At 71.1% G+C, this 14291-nt stretch carries 16 protein-coding genes; 4 read left to right on the top strand and 12 right to left on the bottom strand.

Annotated elements, in window-relative coordinates; translation table 11 throughout:
• Positions 1 to 177 precede the first annotated feature (177 nt).
• Both AB0B33_RS35460 and AB0B33_RS35455 read left to right on the top strand, forming a co-directional pair.
• Positions 178 to 972, top strand: coding sequence for an HAD-IIA family hydrolase (locus AB0B33_RS35460; protein ID WP_247017896.1), 795 nt, complete (start codon positions 178 to 180; stop codon positions 970 to 972).
• Between the two features lie 37 nt (positions 973 to 1009).
• Positions 1010 to 1810, top strand: a complete 801-nt coding sequence (locus AB0B33_RS35455; RefSeq protein WP_360780017.1) for a metallophosphoesterase — start codon at positions 1010 to 1012, stop codon at positions 1808 to 1810.
• On the opposite strand, the gene AB0B33_RS35450 is transcribed toward AB0B33_RS35455, so the two are convergent.
• The 12 genes from AB0B33_RS35450 to AB0B33_RS35395 form a co-directional block, all read right to left on the bottom strand.
• The gene (locus AB0B33_RS35450) at positions 1811 to 2185 is read right to left on the bottom strand and encodes a YccF domain-containing protein (RefSeq protein ID WP_360780014.1); all 375 of its coding nucleotides are present in this window, start codon (positions 2183 to 2185) and stop codon (positions 1811 to 1813) included.
• The gene (locus tag AB0B33_RS35445; protein WP_360780011.1) at positions 2185 to 2937 is read right to left on the bottom strand and encodes a PhzF family phenazine biosynthesis protein; all 753 of its coding nucleotides are present in this window, start codon (positions 2935 to 2937) and stop codon (positions 2185 to 2187) included. The genes AB0B33_RS35450 and AB0B33_RS35445 overlap by 1 nt, the downstream gene beginning before the upstream one ends.
• Positions 2938 to 2998: 61 nt before the next feature.
• Entirely contained in the window at positions 2999 to 4408 is a 1410-nt protein-coding gene (locus AB0B33_RS35440; protein ID WP_360780009.1) for a hypothetical protein, read from the bottom strand.
• A 14-nt stretch (positions 4409 to 4422) separates the two neighbouring features.
• Entirely contained in the window at positions 4423 to 4974 is a 552-nt protein-coding gene (locus AB0B33_RS35435) for a hypothetical protein (RefSeq protein ID WP_360780006.1), read from the bottom strand.
• Positions 4974 to 5471, bottom strand: a complete 498-nt coding sequence (locus AB0B33_RS35430; RefSeq protein ID WP_247017906.1) for a hypothetical protein — start codon at positions 5469 to 5471, stop codon at positions 4974 to 4976. Before AB0B33_RS35430 ends, AB0B33_RS35435 begins: the two co-directional genes overlap by 1 nt.
• A 71-nt stretch (positions 5472 to 5542) precedes the next feature.
• Positions 5543 to 6232 carry an ESX secretion-associated protein EspG gene (locus AB0B33_RS35425; protein WP_360780002.1) on the bottom strand — a complete coding sequence of 230 codons (690 nt, stop codon included), beginning with the start codon at positions 6230 to 6232 and terminating at the stop codon, positions 5543 to 5545.
• 34 nt (positions 6233 to 6266) lie between these two features.
• A complete protein-coding gene (locus AB0B33_RS35420) occupies positions 6267 to 7499 on the bottom strand; it encodes a helix-hairpin-helix domain-containing protein (RefSeq protein ID WP_360779999.1) in 1233 nt (410 codons plus the stop codon).
• Complete coding sequence (locus AB0B33_RS35415; RefSeq protein WP_247017913.1) at positions 7496 to 7939, bottom strand: hypothetical protein; 444 nt, start codon at positions 7937 to 7939, stop codon at positions 7496 to 7498. The genes AB0B33_RS35420 and AB0B33_RS35415 overlap by 4 nt, the downstream gene beginning before the upstream one ends.
• The gene (locus AB0B33_RS35410) at positions 7936 to 8511 is read right to left on the bottom strand and encodes a 4Fe-4S single cluster domain-containing protein (protein ID WP_360779997.1); all 576 of its coding nucleotides are present in this window, start codon (positions 8509 to 8511) and stop codon (positions 7936 to 7938) included. Before AB0B33_RS35410 ends, AB0B33_RS35415 begins: the two co-directional genes overlap by 4 nt.
• On the bottom strand, positions 8499 to 8708 hold the full coding sequence (locus AB0B33_RS35405; protein WP_125308001.1) for a DUF2997 domain-containing protein: 210 nt from the start codon (positions 8706 to 8708) through the stop codon (positions 8499 to 8501). Before AB0B33_RS35405 ends, AB0B33_RS35410 begins: the two co-directional genes overlap by 13 nt.
• Positions 8705 to 10327, bottom strand: coding sequence for an AAA family ATPase (locus tag AB0B33_RS35400; RefSeq protein ID WP_360779994.1), 1623 nt, complete (start codon positions 10325 to 10327; stop codon positions 8705 to 8707). The genes AB0B33_RS35405 and AB0B33_RS35400 overlap by 4 nt, the downstream gene beginning before the upstream one ends.
• A gap of 36 nt (positions 10328 to 10363) precedes the next feature.
• On the bottom strand, positions 10364 to 11263 hold the full coding sequence (locus tag AB0B33_RS35395; protein WP_360779991.1) for a hypothetical protein: 900 nt from the start codon (positions 11261 to 11263) through the stop codon (positions 10364 to 10366).
• Positions 11264 to 11396: 133 nt separating this feature from the next.
• Here AB0B33_RS35395 and AB0B33_RS35390 point away from each other — a divergent pair, with 133 nt between their 5' ends.
• The gene (locus tag AB0B33_RS35390) at positions 11397 to 13055 is read left to right on the top strand and encodes an AMP-binding protein (protein ID WP_360779988.1); all 1659 of its coding nucleotides are present in this window, start codon (positions 11397 to 11399) and stop codon (positions 13053 to 13055) included.
• Positions 13056 to 13144: 89 nt separating this feature from the next.
• Complete coding sequence (locus AB0B33_RS35385; RefSeq protein ID WP_360779985.1) at positions 13145 to 14284, top strand: hypothetical protein; 1140 nt, start codon at positions 13145 to 13147, stop codon at positions 14282 to 14284.
• The last annotated feature ends 7 nt before the right edge of the window (positions 14285 to 14291 follow it).

The following is a 14291-nucleotide window of genomic DNA, read 5'->3' as shown; positions in this document are numbered from 1 at the left end:
CGTGCAGGGGGCAGGAAGAATCGCGCCGACACGGATCGCGCCGGCGACGTCGAATGGTATTCCCCCGAACCCCCTCGGTGACCGGCTCGCGAACTCCCCTCGCAATACCGGCAATTTCAACTGTAGCCTTTTTCGGCACGCACCGCAGGCGCCTCGCGCGCGTGATAGGTTCCGCGCATGAGCGAACGCCGGTGGACGTACCTCTCCGACATGGACGGCGTCCTGGTGAAGGAGGAGCACCTCGTCCCCGGGGCCGACGAGTTCCTCGCCGAGTTGAAGGCGAACGGCATCGACTTCCTGGTGCTGACGAACAACTCGATCTACACCCCGCGCGACCTGCGGGCCCGGCTCGAGCGCACCGGGCTCGACATCCCGGAGGAGTCGATCTGGACCTCGGCGCTGGCGACCGCGAAGTTCCTCTCGTCGCAGCGGCCGAACGGCTCGGCGTACGTCATCGGCGAGGCCGGGCTCACGACGGCGCTGCACGAGGTCGGCTACGTGCTGACCGAGCGCGACCCCGACTACGTCGTGCTGGGCGAGACCCGCACGTACAGCTTCAGCGCCATCACGCGCGCGATCCGGCTGATCGAGGGCGGCGCGAAGTTCATCGCGACGAACCCCGACGCGACCGGCCCGAGCGTCGAGGGCTCGATGCCGGCCACCGGGTCCGTCGCGGCGCTGATCGAGAAGGCCACCGGGCGCTCGCCGTACTACGTCGGCAAGCCGAACCCGCTGATGATGCGCTCGGCGCTGCGCCGGCTCGGCGCACACTCGGAGTCGACGCTGATGATCGGCGACCGGATGGACACCGACGTGCACTCGGGCATCGAGGCCGGCCTGCAGACCATCCTGGTGCTCACCGGCATCTCCACGCAGGAGTCGGCCGAGCGCTATCCGTACCGGCCCACACTGGTGATCGACTCGGTCGCTGACCTGATCGGGCGTACCCAGGACCCGTTCGGCGAAGGCTGACCACCGGGCAGGCGGGAGAAGGGCTTATCGTCACCGGATGAGCAAGTCGACGTACGTGGTCGGCGACGTCCACGGGCACAGGGACGAGCTGGCCGACGCGCTGAGAGCCGAGGGCCTGGTCGACGACGAGGACAACTGGTCGGGCGAAGAAGACCAGCTGTGGTTCCTCGGCGACTTCGTCGACCGCGGCCCGGACGGAGTCGGCGCGATCGACCTGGTCATGCGCCTGGAGGCGCAGGCGGCCGAGGCCGGCGGCCAGGTGCAGACGCTGCTGGGCAACCACGAGATCCTCGCGCTGGGCATGTACCACTTCGGCGACGAGCCGGTGCCGTCCGACTTCGGCCCGCGCAGCTTCGCCCGGAGCTGGGAGATCAACGGCGGCCTGCTGTCGGACCAGGACCGGCTGACCCCGGAGCACATCGAGTGGCTCGCCGCGCGCCCGCTGGCCGCGCTCGCCGCCGACCACCTCCTGCTGCACTCGGACACGCTGGAGTACCTCGACTGGGGCTCGTCGATCGAGGAGATCAACGAGTCCGCGAGCGAGATCCTCACGGGTTCGGACCTCGAAGCCTGGTGGGACGTCTGGCGCCGGATGACGACGCGCTACGCCTTCCGCGGCCCGGACGGCGAGGAGAACGCCCAGAAGCTGATGGACGTGCTCGGCGGGTCCCGCATCGTGCACGGCCACAGCGTCATCGCCGACCAGCTGGGCATCCACCCGACGCAGATCGAGGGCCCGTTCCTGTACGCGGGCGGCAAGGCGCTCGGCGTGGACGGCGGCCTGTTCGTCGGCGGGCCGTGCCTGGTGGTGCGGCTGCCGTACGAACCGGAGTCGTGATCAGGGGAGCTCGACGATCTCCTTGCCGAGCGGCACCAGCGACACCGGGATCATCTTGAAGTTCGCGACGCCGAGCGGGATGCCGACGATCGTGATGCACAGCGCGACACCCGTGAAGATGTGCCCGAGCGCCAGCCACCACCCGGCGAAGACGAACCAGACGACGTTGCCCAGGCAGGACGCGGCGCCCGCGTCCCGCCGGTCGACGACCGTGCGGCCGAACGGCCAGAGCGCGTAGCTGGCGATCCGGAACGACGCCAGCCCGAACGGGATGGTGACGACGAGGATGCAGCAGATCACGCCGGCGAGCAGGTAGCCCAGCGCCATCCAGAAGCCGCACAGGACGAGCCAGATGATGTTCAGCAGCGTGCGCATCAGACGTGCAGCTCCCCGCTGAGGACGGTCACGGCCTGGCCGGAGAGGTGCACGCGGTCGCCGTCCTGGCGCGTCCGGACGATCCCGCCGCGTGGCGACACCTGTTCGCCGACGAGTTCGGTGCGCTGGAGCCGCTCGGACCAGTACGGCGACAGGATGCAGTGCGCCGAGCCCGTGACGGGGTCTTCGTCGATGCCGACGCCCGGCCCGAAGAAGCGGCTGACGTAGTCCGTTTCGTCGCCCTTCGCGGTGACGAGCAGCCGTCCGGTCCAGGTGTTCTTGAGCTTGGCCAGGTCGGGTTCGAGGTTCTTGACCGTTTCGGCGTCGGGGAGGACGGCGAAGAGGTTGTCGACGCCGCGTCCGACGTACTCGATCCCGACCCCGGGGAGGATGCCGGACAGGTCGTCGTCGGTGGGCGTCGGCGGGTCGGAGGGGAAGTCGAGCTCGACCCAGCCGTCCTGTCCGGTGGCGCGCAGTTCGCCGCTGAGGGTGGTGTAGACCTGCTCGCCGCCGAGGACGTGCGTGGTGGCGAGGGTGGCGTGCCCGCAGAGGGCGACCTCGACCTCGGGGGTGAACCACCGGAGCGACTTGGGGCCTTCGGTGGTGACGACGAAGGCGGTCTCGGCGTGCTTCATCTCGGCGGCGACGGCCTGCATCCAGCCGGGGTCGGCGGGCTCGTCCAGCAGGACGACCCCGGCGGGGTTCCCGGCGAAGGCCCGGTCGGTGAAGGCGTCGACGATGAAGAAGCGCATGCCCCCAATGTAGCCAGACCGCGTCCGCCGCTTCCGGTCCCGCGCGGCGAATGGGGGAAATCTAAGGGGTTTCCCCGATGGTCGGCCGCACGATCTTCTCGCCGTCGGGCCCGGTCTCGGGCTTGAGGTCGAAGACGTCCTCGTCGGCGGCGTACTTGTTCTTGTGCTCCTTGTCGTCTTCCTTCTTCTTGCCGGCGCCTGCCGCACCGGCGGCACCGGCGCCCCCCTTGCCCTTGGCGGCCGCGGCGGCGGTGGCCCCGCGTTCGAGCCGCTCACCGGTCTTGCCGGCGCCGCTGCCCTTGCCTTCCCCGGGCATCTCCTTGGGCGCGCTCCCGGCACTGCCGGACACTCGCGCCCCGGCGAAGCCGCTCCCGGCGCGGCCCGGTTTGCTGCCGCGGGTGATGTCTCCGCCTCCGCCGGTGGTGCCGCCTGAGGTGGTGCCGGGCATGGCGAGCCCGTCGGGAGTCATGCGCGTGAAGGAGCCGGCGGCGGGGGTGGCGCGGAAGCTGGTGTTGCCGGCGAAGTTCCCCGGGCCGCCGGTTCCGCTGGTGGTACCGGGTGGGACGTAGGAGGCGCCCGGCGGTGTGGTGCCGCCGGGGGCGAAGGTGCCGCTGGTCCCGCCGGGTCCGGTGCCTGTTCCGGTGAAGCCCGTTCCGCCGGTGCCGCCGATCCCGCCAGTGCCACCGGTCCCGCCGGTCCCGCTCGTCCCGTGGAACCCGCTGACCGAGGTGGAGTCCCCTTGCCCGAGCTGCGGCGGCGGCGCGTAGGTGGGCTGCGAGCTGGCGGTCTCGTGGTAGGTGCCGTCGAGGTTTTGCAGCACCTGCACGGCTTGCTGGTGCGCGGCGTCGGCTTGTTGCTGCTTGGCCTGGATCCCGGCCATGGTGCCGCTCATGCCGACGAGATCACCGGAGTTGTACTGCTGCTTCGCCTTGTCGAGCTCGGCTTGCTGGTTGAAGCCGGTGGGCTCGGGCATGTTGGTCTTGGCGTAATGGGCGGCCGCGGACTGCTGGGAGTAGTGGTTCGACGCCAGCTGCATCGCGTTGCCGGTTTGTTCGGTGTGCCCGGCCGTGCTTTGGAAGAACCCGTTCGCCTGGTCGGCCGCCGGTCCCTGCCACGAGCCGCCCGCCGCGGTGGCGGCGTCGCGGAACTGGTTCGAGGCATCGGCGAGCCAGTTCCCGTAGACGTTGGCCACGCGGCTGCGGTCGTTCAGGTCTTCGAGGTCCAGGTTCTCGTGGACCATGTTGTACAGCACTTCGTGCGGCTGGTTCGCGTAGTTCTCGTCGGGGGCCGGAGCCCCGGAACGGAGGGTTTGCCCTTCCTGCAGCAGCTTTCCCTGGGCGACCGAGTAGTCCGAGGCGGCCTGCTGGGTGACCCGTTGACCGTCGGCGCCGTGACCGTGGAGCTTCTGGGCGGTTTCCGCGTAGTAGTCACCCTCGGACTGGCGATGCTGCGCCCGGTGCGGCTGACTCATGGCTGGACTCCGTATCAGTTGTTCTTCGGCAGCAGAGGCTCGACCTTCGGAGCGAGGTCTTCGATCTGGTGACAGGCGCCGGCGGTGTCCGAGCCGAAGGCGAGCGACAGCAGGGCACGCGAGTCTCGCACCTGGAACCGGACGGCGCATTGTCCCTTGACGTTCAAGGGTTCCTGTTCCTCGATCGCCGGGCGCTCGTTGACCTTGCCTTCGCTGGCCTTGCCCGGGTTGTTGACGTTGTCCTTGTAGTTCCCACCGGCCTGCAGGAACAGACCGACATCCACCGCCGGTGTGTCGCCGGCCCTGGGTTTCTTTGCGTGGCAGCCGTGAGCCGGGTCCGCGACCGTCTTCTCGGCTTGGGGAAAACCTTGCCCGGCAAGAGCTTGGTCGAGAATGGTGCAAGAGCTCAGGCCCGCGAAGGGATCGCCCGAATCAGCCGGCGAGCTGTTCGTGGCGGAAACCTGCGAGCTGGGGTTCGCCTGTCCGCCGACCTCGCTCGTGCAGGCGACGAGGCCGAGCCCGAGAGCCAGGGTGGCGAACGCGACCGGAACGCGTCGTGCGATCACTACTCGTGCAGCCCCTCGTTCAACTTGGCAAACGTCGTGCTGTGGGCATCTTCGGTTTCGCGGTAGTTCTTGCGCGCGATCACCATGGCCTCGCGAGCCTGCTCGACACCGTCTCGCATCTTTTCGAGGTTGGGGATCAGCGACTCCGGATCGCCGTTGGCCACCTGCACGTTGAAGTCTGCGACAGCCTTGGCGTAGTTGCTGCCACCCATCTGGGCCGGATTGGCCAGCTTGTAGACGTTGGTGATCATGTCGGTGAAGCCGTCGATGAAGAAATCACAGGCTTTGATGTACGCCTGGAACCCCTCCTCGTTCACCGCGAACTGGCCGCTCTGCGCGAGGGACTTCAGGTGACGACCGCCTTCGCCGACCTGCTTGGCGGCCTGGTCGTCCACCTGTCCGGTGAGCAGCCCCGACAGGAAGTTCGAACCCGCGTCCCCCGCCGCGTCCGGTGGGGGTGTGAACGAGCCCGGTGCGCCGAACTGCGAACCGCTCATGACGCCCTCCCCGTCGTCCGGCACCACCCTGCGTGGTCCCTTCGCACTGTACTAGTGACGAACGGCCGACGTCAGTGGTTCCTGCCACGCTCCAGCAGCCACGTCCGCAGGTGAGAACCATCCGATGGGGTGAACGTGACCCGGGACGAACCGTCCGGTAGCGGCTCCGTCGACATCAAGAAGCGGCCGCCGTCGTTGTCGATGAACGTCACCGTTCCCGCGGGGCGCAGGGAGTCGTGGCGGATCGACAGCTCCACCGTGCCGTAGCGGTGCAGGGGCCACGCGGAGAACTCCGCTGCCAGCTCGGCGTCGGCGGGCGAGCCGGGGGTGACGAACGTCAGCTCCGCCAGCGGGACCGGGCCGTACGCCGGCAGCATGCCGACCACCAGGTCGACCAGGCGGTCCGGCCGCGTCTGCGCGAACAGGACCTCCTCGCCGGCCAGCTCCGAAAACACCCCGAGGCCGTGGCCGATCGCCGCGCGGTAGAAGACCTGGCGGGTGTCCTCCGCCGCTCTCACGACGATCAGCACGTCCGGCTGGGTCCACGCGCGGAGGGTCTGCTCCACCTCGATGTCCAGCTTGTCCGGGCCGGCCAGGCCGCGCGCCCGCATCGACTCCCAGGCCGCCGCCGCGATGCGCTCGTTCTCCGCCAGCGTGCGGCCCGGGCTGCGGATTTCGAACGGGTGCCAGCTCGCCGGGAGACCGGTGCGCCGGACCGCGGTGTCGACCTCCGTCAGGCCCAGTGAGAATTCCTCCGGCACGTCCCCGAGCGTAGCGGAATCGCCACCCGCCGCTTCAGATGTCGAGCTGGCGCACGCCCGTCTCGCGCAACGCCACCCGGCCGGCCGTCGCCCGTCCGCGCAGGCGGACGATCTCGTGCGGCTGCAAGCCGATCGCGATGCCGAACGCCTCCACGTCGGGGAAGCCGCCCTGCCGCTGACGCAGCTCCAACGCCGTCGTCACCCGCGACGGTGACAGCCCCGGCAACGACGCCAGCTCCGGGCCGGACGCCGTGTTCACGTCCACCGCCGCCGGAGCGGGCGCAGGCGGCGGGGCCAACGGGGCCAACGGGGCCAACGGAGCCACCGCAGCCGGTACGTAAGCCTCGATCAGGTCGTTCTCCCGCAGGTCCCGCGTCGCCAGCCCGACCGTGAACACCCGCGTCCCCGCGCTGGTCCGCACCGCCACGCCGTCCCGCGCCAGCGACAGGATCCGCAGGTCCGCGGAAACGACCGTGCTCCGCTCGTTGAACGTCGTCCCGATCGGCCGCAGCACCCGCGCCGGCGACCCGGTCGTGAACGCCGCGCCGCGCCCCTCCGGCACCTCGACCGCCGCCACCACCGAGCCGTTGCCCAGGTCGGTGACGCCGTGCACCACCACGGACCCCTCGCGCCGCTCCAGGAAGTCGTGCGCGGGCTCCTGGAACGCCACCAGTGCGTCGCCGGCCAGCGGCGGCACCTCGCACTGGAAGCCCAGCAACACGGTCCCCGGCGGCCCGGGCGGCAGCTCCTCGAGCGGGCCCGCCGGGCCGAACAGCCCGAGCACCCGCATCGGCTCGCCGGCCGGGCGCCCGCCCCGCACGAGCGAGACCAGCGCCCCGAAGCGCAGCACCCCTTCGCGAACGCCCACCGAAGCGTGGAACCCGGTCAGCTGGTCGAAACCCGGCGCCAGCACCGCACCGACGCCGTCCTGGCGGCTGGTGTCCGGGCCGACGGTGTCGTCGGTGTACAGCTCCAGCGAGTCGCCCTTCGCGAGGTCGCGCCGCCCGACGGCGACGAAGACGTCCTTGAGGAACCCGGCGTCCGTGACCGCCTCGACGTCGCTGGAGAAGAACTTCTTCCGCACCATGATCCCGAGGCGCAGGTTGTCCGCGAGGACGTGGTCGCCGCGCCGCAGCCGCGCGCGGGCGCCGCGGACCGCCCGGCCCGCGCTGACCTGGCCGCCCGGGAGCTCGCCGAGGCCGGGGAGGGTGACGGAGTCGTTGAGCGCCTTGCCGAACTCGATCAGCCCGACCCTGACCTCGGTCACGACGTGGCGGCCAGCGTGACGCTGATCGACTGGTCGGCGTTCACCCGCTCGGACTCGACGACCATCCCGGTCGACGCCGCGCGGGCCTTCAGCCGCGCGAGCACCGCCTGCTGCACCTGTGCGGCGTACGCCTCGTCGACCGACAGCACCAGCCGCTGCGCTTCGGCCTCGGCCAGCCCCGGTCCGTCGACGTGCGCCACCTGGACGCCTTCGGGGCCGTAGCCGAACGTGATCCGCCGTCCCTCCCACGCGGCGACGACGGAGTTGCCGTCGTCGGTGACCTGCGCCCGCAGCCCGGTGAGCGCGCGGGCGAGCAGGTCGCGGTGCCGCATCCGGGTCCGCACGGTGACGACGCCCGGCTGCGCCTGCGTGTGCGCGGCGATCGTCGCGGCGTTGAGCTGGGCCAGTGCCTCGCTGCGCAGTTTGAGCGTGACGCTCATCGGTAGTCCCCTTCGAGCAGCGCTTCCAGTACTTCGGTGGTGGCGAACCCGTTCACTTCGATCCCGCCGTCCACCCCGATCGTCAGTTCCAAGCGGTTCGGCGTCGTGAAGATCGATTCGTCGTAGCGGTCGGTCAGGAAGTGGAACCGCTGGTTGACCGACCCCACCCACGGCCGCGCGGTCTCCGGCCGGTCCGCCAGGAAAGGCCCGTCCACCAGCAGGTCCGTCGAGTCGAGCAGCTTCGAGGGCGGCAGGTCCTCCAGGACGTGCCCGGTGAACGTCATCACCGAAAGCCCGGCTTGGCGCACGGCGGAAGCGAAGTGACCCAGCGGCCCGGGCTGGTCGAACGGCTCGCCGCCGAGCAGCGTGACGCCCTCGATGCCGCGGATTGCCAGCACGTGCGAAACCAGGTCCGGCCAAGGCATGAGCGTCCCGCCGCGGGTCGTCCACGTCTGCGGGTTGAAGCAGCCCGGGCAGCGCACCGAGCACCCCTGCGTCCACACCGCGCACCGCACACCGGGACCTTCGGCCGCGGTGACGTCGACGATCCGGTGCAGGTTCAGGAGTTCCATTGCTGCTGCGACGCCGTGTTCTCGACCTCGGCGGACGTCCGGCGGTAGTCCTCGGTGAACTCCGACGACACCGTTTCCGCGCCGAGCAGGTCCTCGAGCAGCGGGATGTAGTCGAGGCACTTGGACCCGGTCACGCCGTGCGTCTCGGCGCTGATCGAGCCGTCCTTCGCGATGGTGACGGTCACCCGGTGCGTCATACGTCGATCGTCCTTCCCCTCGGGGACTCCGGCGGCGCCGGAACACGGGCCGCGGTGCCGGCTTCGGCCGTGGTGTCCGTCGCCGCGACGGCCCGGGTCTCGGCCCAGTTCCGGATGGCCAGGATCTCGTCGGCCTGGGTGACCGACAGCGGCACGGTCGACTTCACCGCGCGCACGAGGTCGTCGCGGCGCAGCGGCCGCTTCTCGGCGAACGCGTCGACCAGCCCGGACAGCACGGCCTGCTCGATCTCGGCGCCGCTGTAGCCGGCGCTGACCTCGGCGAGCTCGGCGAACAACGCGTCCTCAAGCCGCAGCTCACTGGCGACGAACGCGTCGGTGACGCGCTTGGCCAGGTGGATCCGCCAGATCGCGGCGCGCTCGGGCGCCGAAGGCAGGTCGACGAAGAAGATTTCGTCGAAGCGGCCCTTGCGCAGGAACTCCGGCGGCAGCGAGCCGACCTGGTTCGCGGTCGCCATCACGAACACCGGCGCCGACTTCTCCTGCATCCACGACAGGAACGTGCCGAACACGCGCCGCGCGGTGCCGCCGTCACCCCCGCCGCCCGCGCCCGCGAGGCCCTTCTCGATCTCGTCGACCCACAGCACGCAGGGCGCGATGCCTTCCGCGGTGCGGATGACCGTGCGGATGTTCTTCTCACTGGAGCCGACGAGCCCGGCGAAGACGCGCCCGAGGTCCAGCCGCAGCAGCGGCAGCCGCCACATGTTCGCGACGCAGACCGCGGACAGGCTCTTGCCGCAGCCGGGGACGCCGGTCAGCAGCAGGCCCTTCGGCGCCGCGAGGTTGTACGCCGACGCGGCGGGCGTCCACGTGCCGGTGCGCTTGGTCAGCCAGCGCTTGAGCCGGTCCAGCCCGCCGACGGCGTCGAAGCTCGTCTCGGCGGGCACGATGTCGAGCATCCCGGACCGCCGGACGGCCTGGCGCTTCTCGGCGAGGATCAGCTCGAGGTCGCTGGGGTCGAGCCCGCCGCCTTCGACGAGCGCCCTGGCGAACGCGTTCTCGGCCTCGGGCAGCGTGAGGCCCCGCGCGGCGGCGACGATCATGTCCCGGTCGTCGCGGTCGATGCTGATCCGCACGTTCTGCCGGTGCGCGGCGACCATGCCGTCCAGCAGCTCGCCGATCTGGCGCTGGTCGGGCAGCGGGAAGTCGACGACGGTCGCGTCGTGCTCCAGCTCCGGCGGCACCGGCAGGGACGGCGACACGAGGATCAGGCTCAGCGGCACGGGCCGGGTCTTGAACGTGGCCGCGAGCTCCCGCAGCCGCCGCACGACGTCCGGGTCGGGCCGGTGCCCGCCCTCGGAGACCAGCGACGGGTGCAGGTCGGCGAAGACGAAGACGGCGGGCTCGCTCCAGCCGTAGATCCGCTCGAGCGCGGCGGCCGCGGTGCGGGTGTCGCTGATCGGCGGCCCGCCCGCGGGCGCGAGCCCGGTGGTCGACGACCAGACGTACACCCGCCGCGGCGTCCGCAGCCGCTGCTGGTCTTCCGCGACCGCGCGGATCTCCCGCAGCACCCGCTGCTCTTCGTGCGTCTCGACGACCAGCAGCGGGTAGCGCGCCTGCAGCAACTGGGTCAGCTCGTCGCGAAACCCCTGGCCGGCCATCGATCGCCCCCTCGAAGTCCGTCCGGACCCTACCAGTCAGGCGCCGACGAGAAGGACCTCGTAGGTCGGGCTGGTGGGCGGGTAGCCGCTGAAGATGTGGGAGTTGACGACGGCGAGCCGGTCGCCGATCTTCACCGCCGAAACCGGCTGGTCGAACAGCGGATCGGTGATCGTGCCGGCCGCGGTGCCATGGCTCAGGTCGCCGTCGAGGCACCACCGGCTGATCGTGTCGTCGAGCTGCACCGCCCAGAGCCGGCGGCCTTCCAGCACGAGACTGACGACGCTGGGCGCGGCCACCCCCGCGACCTCCGCGCTGACCCCGGTGACCGGGTCGATCCGGTACACCTTGCCGGGCGTCGTGGCGGCCACGAGCAGGGTGTCGCCGGCCGGCGTGGCGATGATGTCGTTCATGAAGAAGGTGTCGGGTGAGCCGCCCGCGCCCGGCCCGCTCAGCGGCAGGGTGCGCGGCGCGCCGAGGACGCCGGCCACGACCGGCACGAAGAACAGTTGCGGGTGGTAGGAGTCGGTGAACCAGGCGCCCTGCGGGGTCACGGCCACGTCGTTGACGTAGGACGTCTGCGGGTCGCCGAAGGTGAAGTCCGCGACCTTCGCCTTCGTGCGCACGTTGTAGACGTAGGCTTTGCCGCCCATCCCGCCGGCGACGAACAGCAGGTCGTGGCGCCGGTCGAGGTCCACCCCGGCCGCCATCGCCCCGGGTGGCGCCTCGATGAAGCGCTCGGCGGTGCCGCGCTTGACGTCCTCGCGGAAGATCGTGCCGGCGACGAGGTCGCCGGTGTAGTAGGTGCCGCCGCCGGCCGGGGTGATCCCTTCGGCGGACCTGGCGCCGGGCAGCACGATCACGCGGGTCGCGGCCGACGCCGGCACGGCCGGCACGAGCAGCAGGATCGCCGCGGTCAGAGCCAGGATTCTTCGCATCGGGTTCCCTCCCTCTTCCGAGGGAAATCCTGCCACCGATCGGGGCCGCCGTAACGGAATTTCCCGGCGACTGGCTACCGGGTACGGCGGTTCTTAGACTCGGCGCCAGTCACCGCCGACCTCAGGAGGCACCATGCCTGACGCGCCCGCTCTGCCGAGCTATGCCTCGGGGACGTCCGAGGTCCCGCTGCTCGGGGACACGATCGGGGACAACTTCGACCGGACGGTGGCCGCGTTCGGGGACCGCGACGCCCTGGTCGACCGGGCCGCCGGGCGCCGGTGGACCTACCGCGAACTCGCCGCCGAGGTCGACGCGCTGGCGCTGGGGCTGGTCGCGCGGGGTATCGGCAAGGGTGACCGGGTGGGGATCTGGTCGCCGAACCGGGCGGAGTGGACGTTCCTGCAGTACGCGACGGCGAAGATCGGCGCGATCCTGGTCAACATCAACCCCGCCTACCGGTCTCACGAGCTGGAGTACGTGCTGAACCAGGCCGGGATCCGGCTGCTGGTGGCTTCGGACGCGTTCAAGACGTCCGACTACCCCGCGATGGTCGAGGAAGTCCGCGAGAAGTGCGCGGCGCTGGAGCACGTGGTGATCCTCGGCAGCGACACCTGGCAGGCGTTGCTGGAGGCGGGCCGCGGCGGCGATCGGGAGCGGCTGGCGCACCTGCAGGCGGGGTTGTCGGCGGATGATCCGATCAACATCCAGTACACCTCCGGGACCACGGGCTTCCCGAAGGGCGCGACACTGTCGCACCACAACATCCTCAACAACGGCTACTTCGTCGGCGAGCTCTGCAATTACACCGAAGCGGACCGGGTGTGCATCCCGGTGCCCTTCTACCACTGCTTCGGGATGGTGATGGGCAATCTGGCGTGCACCAGCCACGGCGCCTGCATGGTCATCCCCGCCCCGGCGTTCGACCCGAAGGCGACGCTGGAGGCGGTCGCGGCCGAGCGGTGCACCTCCCTCTACGGCGTGCCGACGATGTTCATCGCGGAACTGAACCACCCGGACTTCGGCGAGTTCGACCTGTCGTCGCTGCGGACCGGGATCATGGCCGGGTCGCCGTGTCCGGTCGAGGTGATGAAGCAGGTCATCGACCGGATGGGCATGGCCGAGGTGTCGATCTGTTACGGCATGACCGAAACGTCGCCGGTGTCGACGCAGACCCGTGCCGACGATTCGATCGAGCGCCGGGTCTCGACGGTGGGGCGGGTGGGGCCGCACCTGGAGGTGAAGGTCGTCGACCCGGAGACGGGGTTGACGGTGCCGCGCGGGGAGCCGGGGGAGCTGTGCACCCGGGGGTATTCGGTGATGCTCGGCTACTGGGAGCAGGCCGACAAGACGGCGGAGGCGATCGACGCCGCGCGGTGGATGCACACCGGCGACCTGGCGGTCATGGACGGCGACGGGTACGTCAACATCACCGGCCGGATCAAGGACATGGTGATCCGCGGCGGCGAAAACCTGTACCCGCGGGAGATCGAGGAGTTCCTCTACACCCACCCGGACGTCCTGGACGCGCAGGTGATCGGCGTCCCGGACGAGAAGTACGGCGAAGAGCTGATGGCGTGGGTCCGGATGCGGGACGGCGCCGAGCCGCTGACGACCGAGAAGGTGCGGGAGTTCTGCGAGGGCAAGCTGGCCCGGTACAAGATCCCGCGGTACGTCCACGTCGTCGAGGAGTTCCCGATGACCGTGACCGGGAAGGTCCGCAAGGTCGAGATGCGGGAGAAGTCGATCACCTTGCTGGGCTTGGAAAACGCGGCCGCCGCGAAGCACGCCTAAACCGGGCCGGGCGGCCGGGCGTGGTCCCGGCGCGGCGGAGGGGGCGCTTCCGGACGGGAGCGACGGGACACCGCCGCCGAGGGGGAGCCATGCCGTCCGGCTGGAAGAAAACGCTCACCGCGGGGACGCTGCTCGCGTCGGCCGCGCTCGGCCTGCCCGGGGTCGCCACCGCGGCCACCGGCGGGCCCGTCGACCTGGGCACCCTGCCGGGGGACGAGTACAGCTTCGTGGCCGCGATCAACGCCGGCGGCACGATGGTCGGCGACTCGTACCCGCGTGACGTGCGCCTGCGCTACCACGCGGCGAAGTGGGACGCCCAGGGCCGGATCAGCGCCCTGCCGACGCTCGGCGGCGAGCTGGGTGACGCGATCGCCGTCAACGACGCCGGTGTCGCCGTCGGCTGGGCGGAGGACGCGGCCGGCGACCGGCACGCGGTCCGGTGGGCGCCGGACGGCTCGGTCACCGCGCTGCAGTGGGCCGGGCCGTCCGACGCGGTCGCGATCAGCGGGACCGGCGTGGTCGCCGGCGGCGCCCTCGGCCCGCAGGGCACCCGCGTCGCGGTGCGCTGGGCCCCGGACGGGACGGTCACCGAACTCGCGTCGCTGCCGGGCGGCGGGCAGGTCACCGTCACCGGGATCACCGCGGACGGCACGCTGGTCAGCGGCACCGCCGAGGACTCCGCGGGCACCCGGCACGCGGTCCGCTGGAACGGCGCCACCGGCGTGGTCACCGATCTTTCGCCGGGCAACGCGGGTGCTTCGGCGGTCGCGATCAACGACTTCGGCGTGATCGCCGGGACCATCACCGAGGCCGGCCAGGAAGTCCCGGTCGCCTGGCAGCGCGACGGCCGCCTGGTGCGGCTCGGCTGGGCCGCCCCGCCGGCTTCGGCGCGGCCGCGGGCGATCAACCGCGCCGGGGTGGTCGTGGGCAGCGGGTACGTCGAGTTCGCCCAGGACCGGGCGGTGCGCTGGACCGACCGCGGCGCGACCGTGCTGGAAGACGCGCGGCGCTCGGAGGCCGTGGCGCTGAACGCCGCCGGCACGGCGGTCGGCACCGTCGACTCGGTGGCGGCCCGCTGGGCCCCCGACGGCACGCTGACGAACCTCGGCACCCTGCCGGACGGCTACTACAGCCAGGCCACCGGGATCGCACCCGGTGGCACGATCATCGGCCAGGCCACGACGTCCGGCGGCGCGGGCCAGCACGCGGTCTACTGGCCGGCGAGCTGACCGCGGC

The sequence above is a fragment of the Amycolatopsis sp. NPDC049159 genome (assembly GCF_040648295.1).
In the GTDB taxonomy this organism is placed as follows: Bacteria; Actinomycetota; Actinomycetes; order Mycobacteriales; family Pseudonocardiaceae; genus Amycolatopsis; species Amycolatopsis pretoriensis_A.
This window is presented reverse-complemented; position numbering and strand designations above follow the sequence as displayed.

What these genes read in the sequence shown, in the direction of transcription:
- AB0B33_RS35460 (WP_247017896.1), top strand. Translation starts at nt 178, where the DNA reads ATGAGCGAACGCCGGTGGACGTACCTCTCCGACATGGACGGCGTCCTG.
- AB0B33_RS35455 (WP_360780017.1), top strand. Translation starts at nt 1,010, where the DNA reads ATGAGCAAGTCGACGTACGTGGTCGGCGACGTCCACGGGCACAGGGAC.
- AB0B33_RS35450 (WP_360780014.1), bottom strand. Translation starts at nt 2,185, where the DNA reads ATGCGCACGCTGCTGAACATCATCTGGCTCGTCCTGTGCGGCTTCTGG.
- AB0B33_RS35445 (WP_360780011.1), bottom strand. Translation starts at nt 2,937, where the DNA reads ATGCGCTTCTTCATCGTCGACGCCTTCACCGACCGGGCCTTCGCCGGG.
- AB0B33_RS35440 (WP_360780009.1), bottom strand. Translation starts at nt 4,408, where the DNA reads ATGAGTCAGCCGCACCGGGCGCAGCATCGCCAGTCCGAGGGTGACTAC.
- AB0B33_RS35430 (WP_247017906.1), bottom strand. Translation starts at nt 5,471, where the DNA reads ATGAGCGGTTCGCAGTTCGGCGCACCGGGCTCGTTCACACCCCCACCG.
- AB0B33_RS35415 (WP_247017913.1), bottom strand. Translation starts at nt 7,939, where the DNA reads ATGAGCGTCACGCTCAAACTGCGCAGCGAGGCACTGGCCCAGCTCAAC.
- AB0B33_RS35410 (WP_360779997.1), bottom strand. Translation starts at nt 8,511, where the DNA reads ATGGAACTCCTGAACCTGCACCGGATCGTCGACGTCACCGCGGCCGAA.
- AB0B33_RS35405 (WP_125308001.1), bottom strand. Translation starts at nt 8,708, where the DNA reads ATGACGCACCGGGTGACCGTCACCATCGCGAAGGACGGCTCGATCAGC.
- AB0B33_RS35400 (WP_360779994.1), bottom strand. Translation starts at nt 10,327, where the DNA reads ATGGCCGGCCAGGGGTTTCGCGACGAGCTGACCCAGTTGCTGCAGGCG.
- AB0B33_RS35395 (WP_360779991.1), bottom strand. Translation starts at nt 11,263, where the DNA reads ATGCGAAGAATCCTGGCTCTGACCGCGGCGATCCTGCTGCTCGTGCCG.
- AB0B33_RS35390 (WP_360779988.1), top strand. Translation starts at nt 11,397, where the DNA reads ATGCCTGACGCGCCCGCTCTGCCGAGCTATGCCTCGGGGACGTCCGAG.
- AB0B33_RS35385 (WP_360779985.1), top strand. Translation starts at nt 13,145, where the DNA reads ATGCCGTCCGGCTGGAAGAAAACGCTCACCGCGGGGACGCTGCTCGCG.